The following is a 16,669-nucleotide window of genomic DNA, read 5'->3' on the forward strand; positions in this document are numbered from 1 at the left end:
CTTATGATATACCTAGTATTTATGATGATATTCTTAATGAAGATGATTTTGGATTCGGGCATCCACCGAGTTTTCAAATTGCCCTATCTCCTTACAATAATTAGCCGTGTCGAGTGCTAATTCCTCTAAATCTGAATACATAACATGATCTTTAAGTACAGAAAAAGTTTGAAAAACTGTGCGTTTATCTATAGAGTCGATATATAAAGCCTTTAAGTAATTAAACTCAGCAACTAAGACAGCATCGTTAATGCTTTGTGCTCTCTCGATTCCTTTTTTATAAAGAATAAGGGCTTTTTCAATATCCTTCATTTTGAAGTAAATTTGCGTCAGTGTAAATAACGTATGAGGGTGAAGATCACTTTTATCGTTTTCGTACAATGAGACTGCTTGTTCAATATATTCAGAAGCTTTGTTATACTCTTTCATCTTATAATAACAGTTCCCCAAATTGTATAGTGATGCACCAATTAGTTTGGGCTTGTTTATGGCTTTAGAATCTTTTAGGGCTCTTTGAAGATGCGGAACTGCTTTTTCATGACTTTCCAAATTCAAAGTTACCTGCTATAACAAATGCACATTGTATTCGGCGAACAGTATAAGTTTTTTGGTCTTTATAAATATTAAGGGCTGCTTCAGCATAGTGCATTGATACATGGGTTTGTTTCATGTGATAGTACACTTCTGCCATTTTGAAATAGAATTCAGCTCGTTCAATTTCATCTGTTACTAAAGCGAGCTTTTTCTCAGTAATTTTATAAGACCTTATTGCTTTTATATATTCTTTCTTATCAAATTCATTCATCCCTCTAAAGAAATTCCCGTAGTATTCAAGAACACCTTTAAGTTTTGTTTGGGTGCTTTCAATCTTTTCTAATAAGTCTGAAATTTTAGGGCGTTCTTTATTCAAGGACTTAGGTTCAAGGTAATCGAGCATTAGCTGATGACGAAAACACATGAGAGAATAATACAGCAATAAGTCTTGGTCTTCCTTCATATGTTTTATTTCTTCTTCAACCTCTGCTTTTAATATCCAGCATCTGGAACGGCGAACATCCGAATGTATTTATACCACTCATTAATTTTAACTCCAACTGTGGATGACGGAATTAATTGCTCCAACCGATTCGCAATAAGTTTCATTAAAAACGCCCTTGATATTTGGTCAAGGACGCTCAAGCACAGTGGCTAGCATACGGTGGACGACTTCGTGATCAGACGGGTCATTTAAGCGGTAGTCTTCACCTGGAAGAGTATACAAATCCTTGGCTCCTACATATGTAATAGCCAGTGTGAGAACTCCTTTGTCATCACAGGTAGTGATCAGTTCGAGTTCTCCACTAATGACACCTGCCTCTTTGGTCATGACACCGTGGGTTGCAATAAAGACGGTTGACTTCTTATCCATCAGCTGACTCCTTTCTGCGTATGACTGTTAAACTTAGTATGAGCAAGTGTTGAGCATGGTTTGCAGTGAAGATTTCTCAGTAGACTGCAAGCTAAGGTCCCAGCGATACTTAGTGTTGATCCACCACTTAGCGTACCCACAACGTGCAGCAACACGAGGCGGTTGCCATGTTGAAGGGTCTTGGTCACCTTTAGAGCGGTTGATACTAGCAGTTACTGCAATTAGTTGAGGACCATCGAGGTCGTTAGCGAATTGCTTACGCTTTTCTGTCGTCCAACTTCTAGCTCCTGAACGCCATGCTTCTGCTAGAGGAACAATGTGATCAATATCAATTTCGGATGGAGAGTATACTGTAACACCGTCGAAGTAACTGTACCATTTACCGGATGTTACAGGGCAATTCCCGCTGTAGTATTCAGCGTCACGCTGTAGCACTAGCTGCCGGGTATTGCAACCATTACCTTGACTACTCCAGTGTGGGAACAAATCGCGAGAATAGCCAGTCATAGGATCTTCGGTCTTAACTGTTAAAGAGTTTAATTGTGATTGTGCTTCTAATTTTGAAGGCGTACCTGGTGGCAATGCAGATGCTGTTTGGAGGTCGAAAAGCAATGCAGTAAAAGATATTAACAATGCAAAAATAAAGAATAATGATTTTCTGAACATAGAAAGCCTCCTTATTCGTAATAGAAATGTTGATCAGTTCTACTTACAATGATATTGCAGTCATAGATTTTTTTGGGTTAATATTTTGTAAATAATTGGTAAACTTTATTGAGATATGTATTGAAGTGAGGGATATGGGGTTCAGAGATGAACAATCAGAAAATATTGAAATATAGTCTAACTTACTGCAATAGATACCAAAACAATGATTAAAGCGATCTCAAGTAAGATGATAAGTCCAAAATTCTCGAAACGTTTGATTGGGATTCAATTAAAGACACTCAATACACTCTATAAGGAGAAAGTAAAATGAACACTTATGTAGTCGATGACAGCAAGTATAAACGTATTTATGCGGGAACTGAGAAAGTAGCTGCTTTTAATAATGAATTTGGAAACGGAACAAGAGTATGGATTTGGTTTGAAGGCCATCACATAAAAACGTTTGAGATAGAACAAAGAGAAATCTGTGGAGTAGGAGAATGGATCCTTAAGTATGATGCTGCTACTGAATTGCAAAAGGAAGTAAATCGTTTGGAAAAGACATATTTCAAGAAGAAAGAATTGTTAGACACTATTAGACAACCTGATGAAGTCTAAATAAACGATAGTTTTTAATGAAAATAAATTAATGGAGGAATTTTATTGGAATATAACTTAACAGTAACAGACCAGGATGGACAATTTTTGGTGGATAGTCGTGAAGTGGCGGAGTTGATCGGTAAGCGTCATGATCATTTACTTCGTGACATTGAAGGATACGTTACGGTTTTGAGTCAAACCCTAACTTTGGGGGCTGACGAATATTTCGTTAAAGTACATATCAGTCAGGAACAGGAAAGAGTTATAAACATTATCTTCTTACAAAATGGGCTGTGAAATGGTTGCCAATAATATGATTGGTGAGAAAGGCATTATCTTTTCACCTCAATATGTAAAAGCGTTTAATCGAATGGAAAAAGAGTTAATGCAGCCAAAAACAGAGCTAGAGGTTTTAGCTGCAACAGTTAATAATATGGTACAACAAGAAAAACGAATAACTGTTATTGAAAATGAGCAAAAGAGGATCTTTGATTTGATTGGATTAAATCCGTCGAATTGGAGAAAAGAAATCAACAAAATTATTAGATTAATAGCAAAAGAAAGTGGGTTAAGTCACTCGGCAGTATGGTCTGAGAGTTACAAAACCTTAGAAACTCGAGGGAAATGTAATCTGCAAAGAAGACTTGATAATAAAAGAAATAACATGAAAAAAAGAGGGAGCGTCTAAAACAAAAGTAGAAGATCCAAAGCTTACAGAGATTTTCTTAGCGATTGTTAAAGATATGGCTGTGAAGTATAAGGTGACTCTCAAAAAAGAAACTGCATAAAATATTTATTTTATAGGATGTGGGTGATCTAGTTATGGTAAGAAAAAAGGATTGTTTTACTTGCAGAAGCTGTAATGAAGTGATTTTCTATCCACCTTCAATTGTAACAAGTGTTTCATGTCCAAGTTGCCATCAAAAACACCTAGTACAGAGAGAAGTGAATATAATTCCGTTAGAAAACACTAAATGACCAATGTACTAAATTTTCATTAGCTTTTTAATTACTTGGTGCTAAGGAGTTAATGTAACGGAGAAATTATACTCTCCAGGATTCGAAGGAAGGTATGCGAAGTTTGCCGTGCCTAGTCTTAAATCTGTGCTTAACCTTACATAAAATAGGCTCAATAAATACATATTCATCAGATTCAGACTTTACTTGTTTCATAGAATGAAACTTGCCACGTTCTGCATGTGGCATGAATTCCATAAATCCAGCTGCAGTTCCATCGGGATAGGATAGAAGGAATTTTATATCCTTTTTGGTGTAGCCGGTAATAAGAACTTCGGTGTAATCGTAATTGATCACTTTCAGCCAATTATGTGAACGTTTATGATCTCATAAGGGGAGTCAGCTTTTTTGAGTACGATTCCCTCTAAATTCTTTTCTTTGGCCAGATTGAAGTAAGCGAGGCTGTTACCTTGAATTCCTTCAATTACAAAGATATTAGGATGATTTAGCTCAAGTAAGTTCAGAACTGTTTTTCGTTCGATGAGCGGCTTAGCTGCAATTGACTGACCGTCTTTGTAGATAACATCAAAGACACAGTAAACGATGTTGTGGACTGATTTTTTGGACATAAAACGTTCCATTACAGCTTCAAAGTTAGGAGCACCATCTGGGGCAGCTACAATGACTTCACCATCGAGTACGGTTCCATCTGGAATATCTAAGTCCAAGAGTTCTGGAAACTTGCTTGTTACTTTGTTGTTGTGACGAGTATATAGCTTTATCTGATTATCAAATTTAGAAAGGATGAGTCTGATTCCATCAAATTTGAGCTCAGTGATATAGTTCTCGTCATCTAATGGTTCCTTTATCGATTGCAATAGCATTGGCGATACAAACAAAATATCACCTCCTACTTAGAACATATTAGCTAAGCGAAGGTGATATATAAAGCGATATGGCGGTGGTACTTAATGGGATTCGATTTTGCTACCATTCTAAAAAGTATAGTTATCTACAGTGTTGACACATGAAAATCAAAAAGGAGGAATGTGATGCAGCAAACAGTTGAGGTTAAAGAAGTTGAAATATTAATCAGAGGAATCTGGAGAAAAAAAAAGTTCACTGATATTCAAAAGGGACAAACCTTTAAGATTGAGGAGAACGGAAGAGTAAAGAAATACATAGCAAGAACAGACCCTTATTGGGATGACATGTACGAGACTTACATAATTGATTTGTTGGATAAAAATAAAATTAGAGGAGTGTAAAAGTGATCGGGTTAACACAAGAAGAGAAAGATAGAAGAGCAATTCAAAGGAAAAAGGACAAATACAATAAAACGCACAAAACAATCAATGAAGTTGAATACAAGCTTTGTTCAATATGCAATGATTGGCAGTTAACAGATATGTACTATAAAAATAAAAGTAATAACGTAGATGGATTATACCCATATTGCAAATCATGCGCTATCAATAAAGCCCATAAATGGGCTATTAATAATCGAGAATCTTCTAGAATCATGAAAGAAAAATATGCTAAGAGTGATAAAGGAAGAGAACGGAACAATATAGCTTGGAAGAAGAGAACTCAAAACGGTTCCATAAAAGAATACCAAAGGTTCAATAAAGAAAAAATAAAGTTTTACCAGTTAAAAAGGAAAAAGAAAAAACACAAAATTTCTGAGGTTGAGAGAGACAGGTGTAAATCATATTTTTACTACAGTTGTGCCTATTGTAGATTATCGGAGATAGATCATTTTAAAGTTAACAATCAAAAACTCCATCTAGACCATGTTGACCCTAGTAGTGCAAACGATTTAAGTAATAATGTTCCTGCTTGTAAATCATGCAATTCAAGCAAAGGAACTAATTCACTTTATAGCTGGTATTTAAACAAGTCATTTTATAGACTAGAAAGATATGATTACTACTCAAATGGCTTAATGAAGATTATAAAATAGCACTGGAGTAAAAATAAAATTAAACATTCAATAAAAACGATATTTTATCGAGACAGGGGAATGTTTGTTTTTTAGTTATGTTGCTGAATAAGCATGTTAATAGGCAGTTAAAGCACATACAATGTCTGTTGATACAATGAGAATGAGTCTGGAAATAAAAAGCAGATACAGCAATACACAACCTATAATTAATGCTTTTATTGAATGGGTTGATTATATGAGTGAACAATTATGACAGATTAGTTAAAAAATATTATTTTATAGTTTAAATGGATATATATGGGGTAATAGCCGAATGTACACAAAATTTTACATTTGGAGGAGGATTACCATGAACTCTACGATTTGTAAGGTTGGTATTGTTGGAATGTTGTCCATTGGCGGGTTGCTTTCTCCTTTTGCGACTGGGGCGGAAGCTAAAGAAGAATCCAGAAAAAACCAAACAACTACATTAAGTGTTAATCAACCAGTTAATGTACTTAAAACAGCCTCAGTGCTTAACAGTCAAAACAGTAAACCAACTGCTGATGACTGGGAATCAGCTGGAACCGAGTACGGAAGCACAAAATTCGAAAAATATTCTTTAGCTGCAGTTGTTCAGACACTAGGATTTGCATTAAATCTTCCTTCAGGGGGATGGTCATCTTACTTAGCGGGTTTAGCCAATATGGTTATTTTAGGTGAATATCCTGTTGTTTATTTTAAAGATCGTAAAGAGTTTAAAATGGCCGGGGCGACACTAATGACACGCCACAATGTTACAATTTATGAAGACAAAGATCGCAAGAAAAAAATTAGCTCAGATAGCTTTATCATTACAGATAGAGGTGGCCCAAAAGCTGCTGATAAGTTTAAACAAAAAAATCCTCCCAGAAAGGGAGGATTAATATTACATATTGACTAAAGTGTAAGTCAATGAAACGATGAATAAAAAATACGAAGTATAAGAAATTGTTTTTGAAGAGCTTGTTTTATGTTTTTGGAATGTATAGATAAGTGCAAAACCAAGGAAGAAAAGTGTTACAAACCAAGAAGTGTATTGTGGAAAGATAGCAACCAGCAAAACCATAATTGTTGAAAAAACAAATGAAGAGTAATGAGTAACTTTATGTTCATTATTCAAAGAAATCACCTCTACAGATTTTTACCCAATTCAGTGTGTATTAAAACATTATACAAAAAGGAGATTGAAAAAATGCCAAACATTATTTCTAAAGAACAGGATGAAGCGATTAAATACTTTAGAAACAAATTAAATTTATCAGACAAAGATTTATACATACCGTTCATTAATTTCGAACTACTTAGAGACAAGAACGAACAATATGCGAACGTCTTTTGGTAGCTTTATAACAATGGTGCTTATTTGTTTATTGTCCGTTCTTTAATAGAGAGGAACTGGCTATTCCAAGGTCAATATGAAAATGAAGAAGCTACCTGATTGATTTACTTTACAGACAATGGATATGTAGTGGTGGAGAGAAATTGTGAATGCACTCAACTCTTAGTTCTTAATCAGTTAGAAGCTTATTTTAAAAAAGAGTCAGCAGAAGATATAGTTTGTAAATCCAAATAACTCTGGAATATCGTTATATGTCCATATATTAAGAAAAAAAGCGTACCGGCAACAGAAGTTAGGACGCTTTTTTTGTTATGGCATCTGAATAAAACAACAATTTTAAAGAGAATAGAGGATATTAATTATTAGGATAGTCTTTAAATCTTAAATGAAAAATCGATTAATATCTGCTATTTACTTTTTGTTTAGTTCTAAAGAAATGATCATATTGTCATTTTTTATCCGTAAACAAAGTTAATTCACTATTTTAGAAGGATGCACATTCTTCCGGTCTTAAGTATTATATTCAAAGAAATGAAAAATGGTCCATAAGAAAACAGGAGGAATTACACAATGAAAAAGAAATTGGTTATGACATTAGCTACTTTTGTTATTGCATTGACTGGCTTTACAGCTGTTGATCTAGCGAGTAACAAGGCACAGGCTAAGGACTGGAAAAAAACGGGTGGTATGTTTGTTGAATACTATCACTCAGGTTCCTTTACGAATTACACTTATACTCCAACTATTCATCCTTATTATAAGGGGAAGGTATCTGGTTTTTTAACAGCAAACGGATCAGGTAGTGGAAAGATCAAAGCTGTTCTGCAACATAAGGCAAGCAAAGGTTGGAAAAATGTAAAAACATTTAATGCAAAGAAAAAAGGAAAAACAAGCATGTACTTTACCAAAGCGGCGAAAAGTTACTCAGCTAGTTACAGATTTAAACTTATTAATACAGGTTCTAAGAAAACTATCAAGTATACATTTATGTCTGCGTATTAAAAGAGGAAAAAGCGCCTGGCTTCTATGAAGTGCACCCCAAATTTTAGACACAGTCTAAAATTTGGGGTGCTTTTTCTTTTGGCTAAATTTAAAAACGAAGAAAAAATCAACGCGGTCTTACGCTATATAAACGGCAACGAGAGTTTGCTTGGGATCGCAAATCATATTGGAGTGCATAAAAGGGTACTCCAATATTGGGTGAGAAAATATCAATATCACGGTGAAAAAGCGTTCTTAAAGTCATATACAAATTATCCAGTCCAATATAAACTAGACGTACTTGACTATATGAATGAACATGGGACGTCTATCTTAGAAACAGCTGCGATATTTAATTTGCCTTCTGACTCAACGCTTTGGAACTGGCAGCACGTAGTACAAACACAAGGAGCAGACGCCCTCAAAACAAAGAAAAAGGGGCGTCCATCCATGAAAAAGAAAACAGGAAAGCAAGCACCAGCTATAGGCTCAATAGAAGCATTACAGGCGGAAAACGAACGGTTGCGTATGGAGAATGAGTATTTAAAAAAGTTGAATGCCTTAGTTCAAAACAAGGAACAATCACCAAACAAGACAAAGCGCAAGTAGTCTATGATTTAAGGCATAAGTATCCGGTGAAAGCACTTCTCAGGCTCGCAGGTATCCCACGCAGCACCTACTATTACTGCGTAAAGCATTTTGATCGCCCTGATCGAGATGCCGACATAAAAAAGATGGTTCAACTTATTTTTAAAGAACATCAAGGCCGGTATGGATACCGCCGTATTCGTGATGAACTAAAGAATCGGGGACGAAAGGTCAATCACAAGAAGGTGCAGCGCATCATGAAAGCCCTCGGACTAAAATGTATGATTCGAAAGAAGAAATATCGTTCATATAAAGGAACAATCGGCAAAGTGGCGCCTAACATTCAAAAGCCAAATGAAAAATGGGTCACGGACATGACGGAGTTCAAATTATTTGGGCAGAAGCTGTACGTATCGCCCGTATTAGATCTGTTTAATGGTGAGATCATTACCTATACGATTGGTTTAAGGCCTGTTTATTCTCTTGTTTCGGTGATGCTTGATCAGGCATTCAAGCATTTGAAAGATGGGGACAAGCCCATTATGCATTCCGACCAAGGCTGGCATTACCAAATGAAGCATTATAGGCAAGCCTTAAAAGAACGCGGGATTACACAAAGCATGTCCCGAAAAGGCAACTGTTACGATAACGCAGTGATCGAGAATTTCTTCGGCATCCTAAAGTCTGAATTTCTGTACCTAAAAGAATTTGAAAGTATCGAACACTTAAAGCAAGAACTTGAACGATATATTGACTACTACAATCAAAAACGAATAAAGGCAAAACTAAAAGGCATGAGTCCGGTACAATACCGAACTCATGCCTCAAAAACTGCCTAATGAAAACCCGTGTCTAACTTTAGGGGGTCACTTCACTAAGTCAGGGCGCTTTTTTTATGCTATAGATCTGCCGGTAGTTCAGAACTTGTATTCAACAGAAACATTCTTCATCCAGTGATTTTAAGCTATGTGGTGTTTGAATAAAACAGCAGTTTTATTTAAAGTTTTTTAGGTTTATAATTAAGAGTTAGAGTATGGGGCGAATTAGTATCAGTATAGTAATTTTAGCGTTTCTTTTAGGTGCGTGTTCTTCTCAACAACCGGACTTAGAGGCAATTAAGAAAGAAGGCGACAAAGTTCTTGATAATACCGATTTAAATACGTATATTACTAAAACTATCTATAAGTTAAGAAAGAATGAGTCAGAGAAAGACGCATACTATGTAGATCTTAATTTAAAATTAAATAGTGATTTTGCTGAACTTTCAAAGGTTCAGAGATATAAAGAAATCTCAGATGCAATGTTAAACATTTTAGAAATAAATACACTTCCTGAGTGCGGTTCAAATGACTATGAATATGGAGTAATTACTGGTTTAGATGAAAAACAAAATAAATATTCCATTGATTTTGCTTCATCTTATTTAGAAATTAGGACTCCTCCAATAAACATAAATGGAGAAATGCTTACAGATGATGTTTTACCAATAGATAGCCAATACTAAAAGTGATTTGCAAAAATGAGGTGAAAAGATGAGTAACTTATTTATATTAGGTAATGGATTTGACATTGCACATGGTTTACCTACAAAGTATTCGGACTTCCATAATTACTTACTTGAAAATTACACAGTTGGGGAAGCGACTTTTGATATCAATAGTTCAATACTCCCTGATGGTGAAGAAGTATTTAATAGCGATGAATTAGTATCCTTTCTTGTGCGGTTAATTTCTGAAACTGAAAAAGATGGAGAAAACTGGTGTGATATTGAAAGGAGTTTAGGAAGATTAAACTTCGATAATTATTTTGACGATATGTCTTATATATTTGATGAAGAAGCCTTTAAACAAGCCCAGATTTATGAAGATGTTTCTGCAAATTTTCGTAAAGCAATAAAAAAAATTAGAGAACTGTTTTTTGAATGGGTTAACACTATTGATATATCGGAAATTTCTTTTATTCCTTCATTTTATAACTTAATAAATTCAGAAAAAGATGTGTTTTTGACTTTTAATTATACATATGTGCTTGAAGAATATTATGATGCTGAAAACGTTGAACATATACATGGAACACAAGGTGATAAAACTATCGTTGGGCATGGAGAAAATGGCAGGGAATTTGATAGCTATCCAATTGGCACACAATTGGATCTGGCAGAGTTACATGATTTATTAAGAAAGAACACGGATGAAATAATAAATAATTCAAAACACTTTTTTGATAATTTACGTTCTATAAAGAATATTTATTCTTTTGGGTTTTCTTTTTCGGATGTAGACCTTCCTTACATTAGAGAGATTTGCAAAAGGTTGGATACTAGAAGTATTACATGGTTTTTAAATGATTTTAATTATGAAGAAACAGCGGAAGAATTTAAACGTAAAATTAAAGAGTGTGAATTCGAAGGTCAATTCAGTGTGTTTGGGTTAAAAGAAAAATCCCAAGTAGAGGCTGAGATTAAATAAAACATGGATATTAAAGTGATTTTAAGGAGGTGACTGAACAATGTTGAAGAAGATTTTATCATGAAAGGGGTTATTAAACATGCAAGTTTTAAGGATCATGTTTGTTCATGTCTTGTCTGCGTTATCTGCTGCTGCTGTTTATGTTTTTTGCATCGATTATAATGGTTACTATCCATACATTCTAATAAGTGCTATTCTCTATATCTTTTATTTAATCTTTGCAACACCTGTTCAATATTTTTTAAATCGTAAGCCAAAAAGGTTTAGCCTGAAATATTTATTCATATACTTATTCTTTTCCTTCTTAGTATGGTTATTCTTCGCTTTAATCACTGATCCAATGAACACCTTAGGGATTTTATTATCATACGAAATTTACTTGTTTAGCATTTCATTTGCTATTATCTTTTGGGTCTGGGACTCAGTTTTTCTGCAAAACAAGGCAAAGACAGCAATCTAAGTTATCACAATCCACAAACTCATGATACATTTAAGGAATAACGGTGCCATATAAAAAATTGGATTTGACCTCATGAAGAATAATTCAGAATGGCTTTACTTTATTTTGAAAGGGGTCGAGTAAGGTGAATAGAAAAAAGGATGAAATACAGAGAAAATATAGGAAACAAATGAGAGAGAAGACAGAACAAGAAAAAAAGATGGCAGTTCACATACTTTTGAGATTGTTGTTGTACTAGCCATCATTATATTGATGATATTCTTTAATTCAGTATTCAAAGCTTTTTAGATAAAAGAATCGTTAATTGTAAAAAAGAGCCCAGTGCAGCCAAACCAATTCTAAGTACTAATGCTTCCTTTCTGATTAGAAAAAAGGGGTTATAATGAGTTTGGGGATATTCACCATATGGAAGAATTTGAGGACTTGAAACTTCAAGGGGCAATTAATTCTTAAATAATGAATCACTACATATTGGGGATATAAAAAATGAAATTGTATAAAGAATTTATAAATATAGCTAAAACTCTTAATAAAGAGTTAGATATCATTCCATTATTATATGGCTCTTTAGGTCTTGAAAAGGTAACTGGGTTGGATTTTTCCCCAGAAGATATTGATACCCTTATTCCTTTAATTTTTTTAGAGGAAAAGTGGGAAAAACTAAAAAAAATTATGGAACTGCAAGGCTATAAAATGGTTGATTTACATGAGCATGAATTTAGGAAAACTAATACTAAAATAGGCATTGCGTACATAGAGGATTTAAAACCATTTGCAGATGTAGACTATAATAACCTAGAGATTTTTGAAGATTACGGAGCGAGATATCATTTGCTAACTATTGATGATTACCTCAAGATTTATAATAAGTCTTTGTTAGATGGCTATAGAAGAACAAAGAAGAATAATAAAGACCAAAGTAAAATTAACATATTGAATAAACTGATACAGAATTAATTTCTGTTTTTAATAACAAATTTATGTTTGCAGCAATGTCGCAAGGAAGAAGCATTTGATCAAAAGTACAATTTCTAGTACTTCCAGTACCAATAAAAGTTTAAAGTGGAATACCAATCTCTCAAATAAAATAAGAGTTTTAAAAAAACTTATTTGTAAAGTGAAATTATAGTACGGTTAAGCACTAACTATATCTATCTTAGTTGAGAATTATATTCATCATGCAAAAAATATAGGTGCGGGCTCTTTTGTCTTTTGCTCTTGCCTTCATGAGTGTTTGATAATCAGTCTAAATCATTTGTTCGTTTGCTAAATAATGACTTAGAAAAGGAAATTGAAGAGGTACTAATTTTTTTACTGACAAACAATCCGAGAAATAAGAAGAAAGCCACAAAGAGATTTCCATTAACTGGTTATGTTCTAGCGAATAGAAAAGCCCCCTAAGAGAGCTTTGAATTTATTGCATGTACCTTATTATGTCCATGAAGAGAAGGTGGAAGATCACTCTAAGTTTCAACCTTTGATGCGTATTCAGGAAATAAAGATTGAAACTTTGTTTTAAATTTTAATCGATATTGGATGAAGAATACATAATTAAATCCCTTTATGTTTTTTCGGTAACCGGATCCATCTATAGTGGTTGTCATGATGTAAACATTATTCGTGTTTTATTTGCCAAAAGTTTAAATTAAATTTTTGAATGGAAAAATTGTTAAGCTTTCAACCGCCTATACCCGAAAAACATAGAAGAGCAGTCCCTATAGCGGAAAACAAGCCTTTTTTATGAGGAACTTCTTTATAAGTGTTATTCTCTTTATCTGTTATTTAATCTTTGCTGCGCCTGAAAAGAAGGTGAAATCAATATTTTTCTCAAGCCAATTTAAATTTCATCTGAAAAAACGTTGAAAAAGCTGAAAGGATTTTATAATATTAAACCAAGTTAGTTTGTTTGATCAACAAACTAATGAAATGAACTTACAGTTGTCCATAAGATAAGTTCTTATTCAATACGGATTAAAAGGAGGAGAGGCTCAACGACCAACAGATGAATGTACTGCTTGCTGATCACGATTTAGAGGATGATAATGCTCAGTAAAGTAACCACTAAGATTTTCAACACCTTTTTGAAAGCGCTTTTATAAACACTGGGCATAAGTCTGAAGAGATTTTTCCATTTCTTACTGTTCCATATTAAAGGATCGAAAAGGGGAGTAATCATGCTCAGTGAAAATGTAAAGAAGATTAGGATGGTTGAAAAAGTTGGATATGCGTCCGGGGATTTCGCATGTAATTTAATTTATGCAACGGTGTCTACTTACCTTTTGTTCTTCTATACAGATGTATTTGGTTTATCGGCGGCAACAGCCGGCACGATGTTTTTAGTGGTTAGAATAATTGACGCTCTCGCTGATCCTTTTATTGGAACAATAGTAGACAGAACGAACAGCAGATTTGGACGCTTTAGACCGTATCTATTATTCGGAGCTTTCCCATTTGTCATACTGGCCATACTCTGTTTTACAACTCCAGATTTTTCGGATATGGGGAAATTAATATATGCCTATATCACCTATGTTGGCTTGTCGCTTACATATACAATGATAAACGTTCCATATGGCGCGTTAACTTCTGCAATGACTAGAAATAATCAAGAAGTTGTTAGCATAACATCCGTTCGCATGCTATTTGCAAATCTTGGAGGACTAGTCGTTGCTTTTTTTGTTCCCTTACTGGCTGCCTATTTAAGCGATATTTCCGGTAACGAATCTCTTGGCTGGCAACTAACCATGGGTATTTTGGGTATGATAGGCGCGTTCCTTTTAATCTTTTGTTTTAAAAGCACAAAAGAGCGTGTCACTCTTCAAAAATCTGACGAAAAAATTAAATTTTCTGATATATTTGAGCAATTTCATGTGAATCGTCCCCTTGTTGTATTAAGTATTTTCTTTATTATCATTTTCGGAGTGAATTCAATCAGTAATTCAGTAGGCATTTATTACGTGACGTATAACTTAGGAAGAGAGGATTTAGTGAAGTGGTACGGTTTGATAGGAAGCTTGCCTGCATTGGTTATTTTACCGTTTATTCCAAAGCTTCATCAGCGATTGGGGAAGAAGAAATTACTAAACTATGCATTATTACTGAATATAATCGGCCTCCTAGCTTTACTGTTTGTTCCGCCAAGTAATATATACCTCATACTCTTCTTTCGATTAATCGCTGCTGCTGGAAGCCTCACTGCCGGGGGATATATGTGGGCGCTCATTCCTGAAACAATAGAATATGGAGAGTATAGGACTGGGAAAAGAATGGGCGGGCTCATATACGCGATCATCGGATTTTTCTTTAAATTTGGCATGGCCTTGGGAGGGGTTGTACCGGGATTGGTTCTTGATAAGTTTGGATATGTGGCAAACCAGGCACAAACGCCCGAGGCATTAACTGGAATTTTAATTACAACAACCATTATTCCCGCGATTTTGCTTGTTTTAGCCATGATCGATATTCATTTCTATAACTTAGATGAGAAAAAATATAAAAATATGCTTCGAGAATTAGAGAATAGAGACAAAGTTTATTTGGATCATATTGATGATTTCAAAGCTTAAAAAAGGAAATAAACTGAGGAGGAGTCCCAAATGAAGATTATCAATCCAGTACTTAAAGGATTCAATCCCGATCCAAGTATTTGTAGGGTAGGAGAGGATTATTATATCGCTGTATCTACATTTGAGTGGTTTCCAGGAGTACAGATACATCACTCAAAAGATTTAGTGAATTGGCACTTAGTTGCACATCCATTACAGAGAGTTTCACAATTAGACATGAAAGGAAACCCTAACTCAGGTGGGGTTTGGGCGCCATGTTTAAGTTATAGCGACGGAAGGTTTTGGCTCGTCTATACGGATGTTAAGGTCGTAGATGGCGCTTGGAAAGATTGTCACAATTATTTGGTGACTTGTGAAACGGTTAATGGTGACTGGGGAGAACCGATTACATTAAATAGCTCGGGGTTTGATGCATCTTTATTTCATGATACAGATGGGAAAAAATATTTATTAAATATGTTATGGGATCAGCGTATTGATCGGCACTCATTCGGAGGAATAGTCATACAAGAGTATTCTGCTAAGGAGCAAAAATTAATTGGTAAACCGGAAGTTATATTTAAAGGAACGGATAGAAAACTGACAGAAGCTCCGCACCTTTATCGTATCGGGAACTATTATTATTTATTAACTGCAGAAGGAGGAACACGGTTCGAACACGCTGCTACAATTGCCCGTTCTGCAAATATTGAAGGGCCATATGAAGTTCATCCCGATAATCCACTCTTAACGTCGTGGCATGACCCAGAAAATCCGCTGCAAAAATGTGGACATGCCTCCATTGTTCAAACACATACAGGTGAGTGGTATTTAGCTCATTTAACAGGGCGTCCCATACATCCTGACGATGATTCCATTTTTCAGCAGAGAGGATATTGTCCTTTGGGCAGAGAAACAGCTATTCAAAAACTCTATTGGAAAGATGAATGGCCTTATGTAGCAGGTGGAAAAGAAGGAAGCTTGGAGGTAGAAGCCCCTGCTGTATCAGAAAAGACGTTTCCAGCAACCTGCCCGGAAGTTGATGAATTCGAAGAGCCAACATTAAATATTCATTTTCAAACGTTAAGGATCCCGTTTACAAATGAATTAGGCTCGTTGACTCAAGTGCCAAATCATTTGCGATTATACGGTCATGAATCATTAACCTCGACATTTACTCAGGCATTTGTCGCCAGACGCTGGCAAAGTCTCCATTTTGAAGCGGAAACTGCAGTTGAGTTTTACCCGGAGAATTTTCAACAAGCCGCCGGATTGGTGAACTACTACAATACCGAAAACTGGACGGCTCTTCAAGTCACGCATGATGAAGAACTTGGCCGTATTCTTGAATTAACAATATGTGATAACTTCTCTTTTTCACAGCCATTGAAAAATAAAATTGTGATTCCTCATGAGGTAAAGTATATCTATCTAAGAGTAAGCGTTGAAAAGGAAAACTATTATTATTTCTATTCGTTTAACAAAGAAGATTGGAGAAAAATTGACATTGCATTGGAATCGAAAAAATTATCAGATGATTACATCCGTGGAGGAGGCTTCTTCACAGGTGCTTTTGTAGGAATGCAATGTCAAGATACAAGTGGAAATCATATTCCGGCCGACTTTAGATATTTTCGTTATAAAGAAAAATAATATACACGTGAAAAAGGAGACTTCTAGTGAAGAACTCCTTTTTCATAGGAGAAGGT

General features: G+C 34.9%; 19 protein-coding genes and 3 pseudogenes. 16 read left to right on the forward strand and 6 right to left on the reverse strand.

The annotated features are described in order from the left end of the window. Positions 1 to 33: 33 nt before the first annotated feature. The 4 genes from M1D98_RS09130 to M1D98_RS09145 all read right to left on the reverse strand — a co-directional run bounded on the left by M1D98_RS09130 (position 34) and on the right by M1D98_RS09145 (position 2,074). Positions 34 to 549, reverse strand: a complete 516-nt coding sequence (locus M1D98_RS09130) for a tetratricopeptide repeat protein (RefSeq protein ID WP_435576659.1) — start codon at positions 547 to 549, stop codon at positions 34 to 36. Further along, complete coding sequence (locus M1D98_RS09135) at positions 536 to 997, reverse strand: response regulator aspartate phosphatase (RefSeq protein ID WP_010328573.1); 462 nt, start codon at positions 995 to 997, stop codon at positions 536 to 538. Before M1D98_RS09135 ends, M1D98_RS09130 begins: the two co-directional genes overlap by 14 nt. Before the next feature lie 168 nt (positions 998 to 1,165). Next, positions 1,166 to 1,408: a hypothetical protein gene (locus M1D98_RS09140; RefSeq protein WP_010328572.1), complete on the reverse strand. Its 243-nt coding sequence runs from the start codon at positions 1,406 to 1,408 to the stop codon at positions 1,166 to 1,168. A 33-nt stretch (positions 1,409 to 1,441) separates the two neighbouring features. Further along, positions 1,442 to 2,074 (reverse strand): HNH endonuclease family protein, encoded by a 633-nt coding sequence (locus M1D98_RS09145; RefSeq protein ID WP_010328571.1) that lies wholly within the window; start codon positions 2,072 to 2,074, stop codon positions 1,442 to 1,444. A gap of 309 nt (positions 2,075 to 2,383) precedes the next feature. On the opposite strand from M1D98_RS09145, the gene M1D98_RS09150 reads away from it, so the two are divergent. From M1D98_RS09150 to M1D98_RS09160, 3 genes are read left to right on the forward strand one after another with little or no spacing between them, the layout of a single operon-like run. After that, the gene (locus M1D98_RS09150) at positions 2,384 to 2,674 is read left to right on the forward strand and encodes a hypothetical protein (protein ID WP_456280184.1); all 291 of its coding nucleotides are present in this window, start codon (positions 2,384 to 2,386) and stop codon (positions 2,672 to 2,674) included. A 45-nt stretch (positions 2,675 to 2,719) separates the two neighbouring features. Further along, positions 2,720 to 2,953 carry a Rha family transcriptional regulator gene (locus M1D98_RS09155; protein WP_010328569.1) on the forward strand — a complete coding sequence of 78 codons (234 nt, stop codon included), beginning with the start codon at positions 2,720 to 2,722 and terminating at the stop codon, positions 2,951 to 2,953. 1 nt (position 2,954) lies between these two features. Next, on the forward strand, positions 2,955 to 3,344 hold the full coding sequence (locus M1D98_RS09160; RefSeq protein WP_121642627.1) for a Rha family transcriptional regulator: 390 nt from the start codon (positions 2,955 to 2,957) through the stop codon (positions 3,342 to 3,344). A gap of 356 nt (positions 3,345 to 3,700) precedes the next feature. Here the strand turns inward: M1D98_RS09160 and M1D98_RS09165 are convergent. After that, positions 3,701 to 4,512: pseudogene (locus tag M1D98_RS09165) on the reverse strand (ATP-dependent DNA ligase). A 150-nt stretch (positions 4,513 to 4,662) separates the two neighbouring features. On the opposite strand from M1D98_RS09165, the gene M1D98_RS09170 reads away from it, so the two are divergent. The 3 genes from M1D98_RS09170 (at position 4,663) to M1D98_RS09180 (ending at position 6,480) form a co-directional block, all read left to right on the forward strand. Continuing rightward, a complete protein-coding gene (locus M1D98_RS09170) occupies positions 4,663 to 4,881 on the forward strand; it encodes a hypothetical protein (protein WP_456280185.1) in 219 nt (72 codons plus the stop codon). Positions 4,882 to 4,883: 2 nt separating this feature from the next. Further along, positions 4,884 to 5,576 (forward strand): HNH endonuclease, encoded by a 693-nt coding sequence (locus M1D98_RS09175; RefSeq protein ID WP_205600451.1) that lies wholly within the window; start codon positions 4,884 to 4,886, stop codon positions 5,574 to 5,576. A 331-nt stretch (positions 5,577 to 5,907) separates the two neighbouring features. Then, positions 5,908 to 6,480 (forward strand): hypothetical protein, encoded by a 573-nt coding sequence (locus tag M1D98_RS09180; protein WP_456280186.1) that lies wholly within the window; start codon positions 5,908 to 5,910, stop codon positions 6,478 to 6,480. Here the strand turns inward: M1D98_RS09180 and M1D98_RS09185 are convergent. Beyond that, positions 6,466 to 6,699: a hypothetical protein gene (locus tag M1D98_RS09185; RefSeq protein WP_010328345.1), complete on the reverse strand. Its 234-nt coding sequence runs from the start codon at positions 6,697 to 6,699 to the stop codon at positions 6,466 to 6,468. The two genes, M1D98_RS09180 and M1D98_RS09185, sit on opposite strands and share 15 nt — an antisense overlap. Positions 6,700 to 6,771: 72 nt before the next feature. Here M1D98_RS09185 and M1D98_RS09190 point away from each other — a divergent pair. From M1D98_RS09190 to xynB, 10 genes and pseudogenes are all read left to right on the forward strand, one after another. Then, positions 6,772 to 7,021, forward strand: a pseudogene (locus M1D98_RS09190) (hypothetical protein). A 467-nt stretch (positions 7,022 to 7,488) separates the two neighbouring features. Beyond that, positions 7,489 to 7,920 carry a hypothetical protein gene (locus M1D98_RS09195; RefSeq protein WP_456280187.1) on the forward strand — a complete coding sequence of 144 codons (432 nt, stop codon included), beginning with the start codon at positions 7,489 to 7,491 and terminating at the stop codon, positions 7,918 to 7,920. Between the two features lie 78 nt (positions 7,921 to 7,998). Next, positions 7,999 to 9,326, forward strand: a protein-coding gene (locus M1D98_RS09200; RefSeq protein WP_456280188.1) for an IS3 family transposase whose coding sequence is annotated in 2 segments (ribosomal slippage) — positions 7,999 to 8,443 and positions 8,443 to 9,326 — 1,329 coding nt in all. Because the reading frame shifts where the segments join, the coding sequence is not laid out codon by codon here. A gap of 194 nt (positions 9,327 to 9,520) precedes the next feature. Beyond that, positions 9,521 to 9,991, forward strand: coding sequence for a hypothetical protein (locus M1D98_RS09205; protein ID WP_456280189.1), 471 nt, complete (start codon positions 9,521 to 9,523; stop codon positions 9,989 to 9,991). 28 nt (positions 9,992 to 10,019) lie between these two features. Then, positions 10,020 to 10,955, forward strand: a complete 936-nt coding sequence (locus M1D98_RS09210) for a bacteriophage abortive infection AbiH family protein (protein ID WP_456280190.1) — start codon at positions 10,020 to 10,022, stop codon at positions 10,953 to 10,955. Between the two features lie 97 nt (positions 10,956 to 11,052). After that, complete coding sequence (locus M1D98_RS09215; protein WP_456280222.1) at positions 11,053 to 11,415, forward strand: UPF0715 family protein; 363 nt, start codon at positions 11,053 to 11,055, stop codon at positions 11,413 to 11,415. Between the two features lie 124 nt (positions 11,416 to 11,539). Beyond that, a pseudogene (locus M1D98_RS09220) lies at positions 11,540 to 11,703 on the forward strand (hypothetical protein). Between the two features lie 198 nt (positions 11,704 to 11,901). Continuing rightward, positions 11,902 to 12,372: a hypothetical protein gene (locus tag M1D98_RS09225; protein WP_456280191.1), complete on the forward strand. Its 471-nt coding sequence runs from the start codon at positions 11,902 to 11,904 to the stop codon at positions 12,370 to 12,372. Between the two features lie 1,217 nt (positions 12,373 to 13,589). Further along, positions 13,590 to 14,981 (forward strand): MFS transporter, encoded by a 1,392-nt coding sequence (locus tag M1D98_RS09230; RefSeq protein ID WP_121642632.1) that lies wholly within the window; start codon positions 13,590 to 13,592, stop codon positions 14,979 to 14,981. Between the two features lie 30 nt (positions 14,982 to 15,011). Continuing rightward, entirely contained in the window at positions 15,012 to 16,613 is a 1,602-nt protein-coding gene (gene xynB / locus M1D98_RS09235) for a xylan 1,4-beta-xylosidase (RefSeq protein WP_456280192.1), read from the forward strand. The last annotated feature ends 56 nt before the right edge of the window (positions 16,614 to 16,669 follow it).

Source organism: Bacillus sp. K7, from assembly GCF_053903245.1.

Excerpts from the sequence above, each read along its gene's own strand:
- M1D98_RS09195 (WP_456280187.1), top strand. The coding sequence starts at position 7,489 with ATGAAAAAGAAATTGGTTATGACATTAGCTACTTTTGTTATTGCATTG.
- M1D98_RS09160 (WP_121642627.1), top strand. The coding sequence starts at position 2,955 with ATGGTTGCCAATAATATGATTGGTGAGAAAGGCATTATCTTTTCACCT.
- M1D98_RS09215 (WP_456280222.1), top strand. The coding sequence starts at position 11,053 with ATGTTTGTTCATGTCTTGTCTGCGTTATCTGCTGCTGCTGTTTATGTT.
- M1D98_RS09145 (WP_010328571.1), bottom strand. The coding sequence starts at position 2,074 with ATGTTCAGAAAATCATTATTCTTTATTTTTGCATTGTTAATATCTTTT.
- M1D98_RS09205 (WP_456280189.1), top strand. The coding sequence starts at position 9,521 with ATGGGGCGAATTAGTATCAGTATAGTAATTTTAGCGTTTCTTTTAGGT.
- M1D98_RS09225 (WP_456280191.1), top strand. The coding sequence starts at position 11,902 with ATGAAATTGTATAAAGAATTTATAAATATAGCTAAAACTCTTAATAAA.
- xynB (WP_456280192.1), top strand. The coding sequence starts at position 15,012 with ATGAAGATTATCAATCCAGTACTTAAAGGATTCAATCCCGATCCAAGT.
- M1D98_RS09135 (WP_010328573.1), bottom strand. The coding sequence starts at position 997 with ATGAAGGAAGACCAAGACTTATTGCTGTATTATTCTCTCATGTGTTTT.
- M1D98_RS09150 (WP_456280184.1), top strand. The coding sequence starts at position 2,384 with ATGAACACTTATGTAGTCGATGACAGCAAGTATAAACGTATTTATGCG.
- M1D98_RS09180 (WP_456280186.1), top strand. The coding sequence starts at position 5,908 with ATGAACTCTACGATTTGTAAGGTTGGTATTGTTGGAATGTTGTCCATT.
- M1D98_RS09210 (WP_456280190.1), top strand. The coding sequence starts at position 10,020 with ATGAGTAACTTATTTATATTAGGTAATGGATTTGACATTGCACATGGT.
- M1D98_RS09140 (WP_010328572.1), bottom strand. The coding sequence starts at position 1,408 with ATGGATAAGAAGTCAACCGTCTTTATTGCAACCCACGGTGTCATGACC.
- M1D98_RS09230 (WP_121642632.1), top strand. The coding sequence starts at position 13,590 with ATGCTCAGTGAAAATGTAAAGAAGATTAGGATGGTTGAAAAAGTTGGA.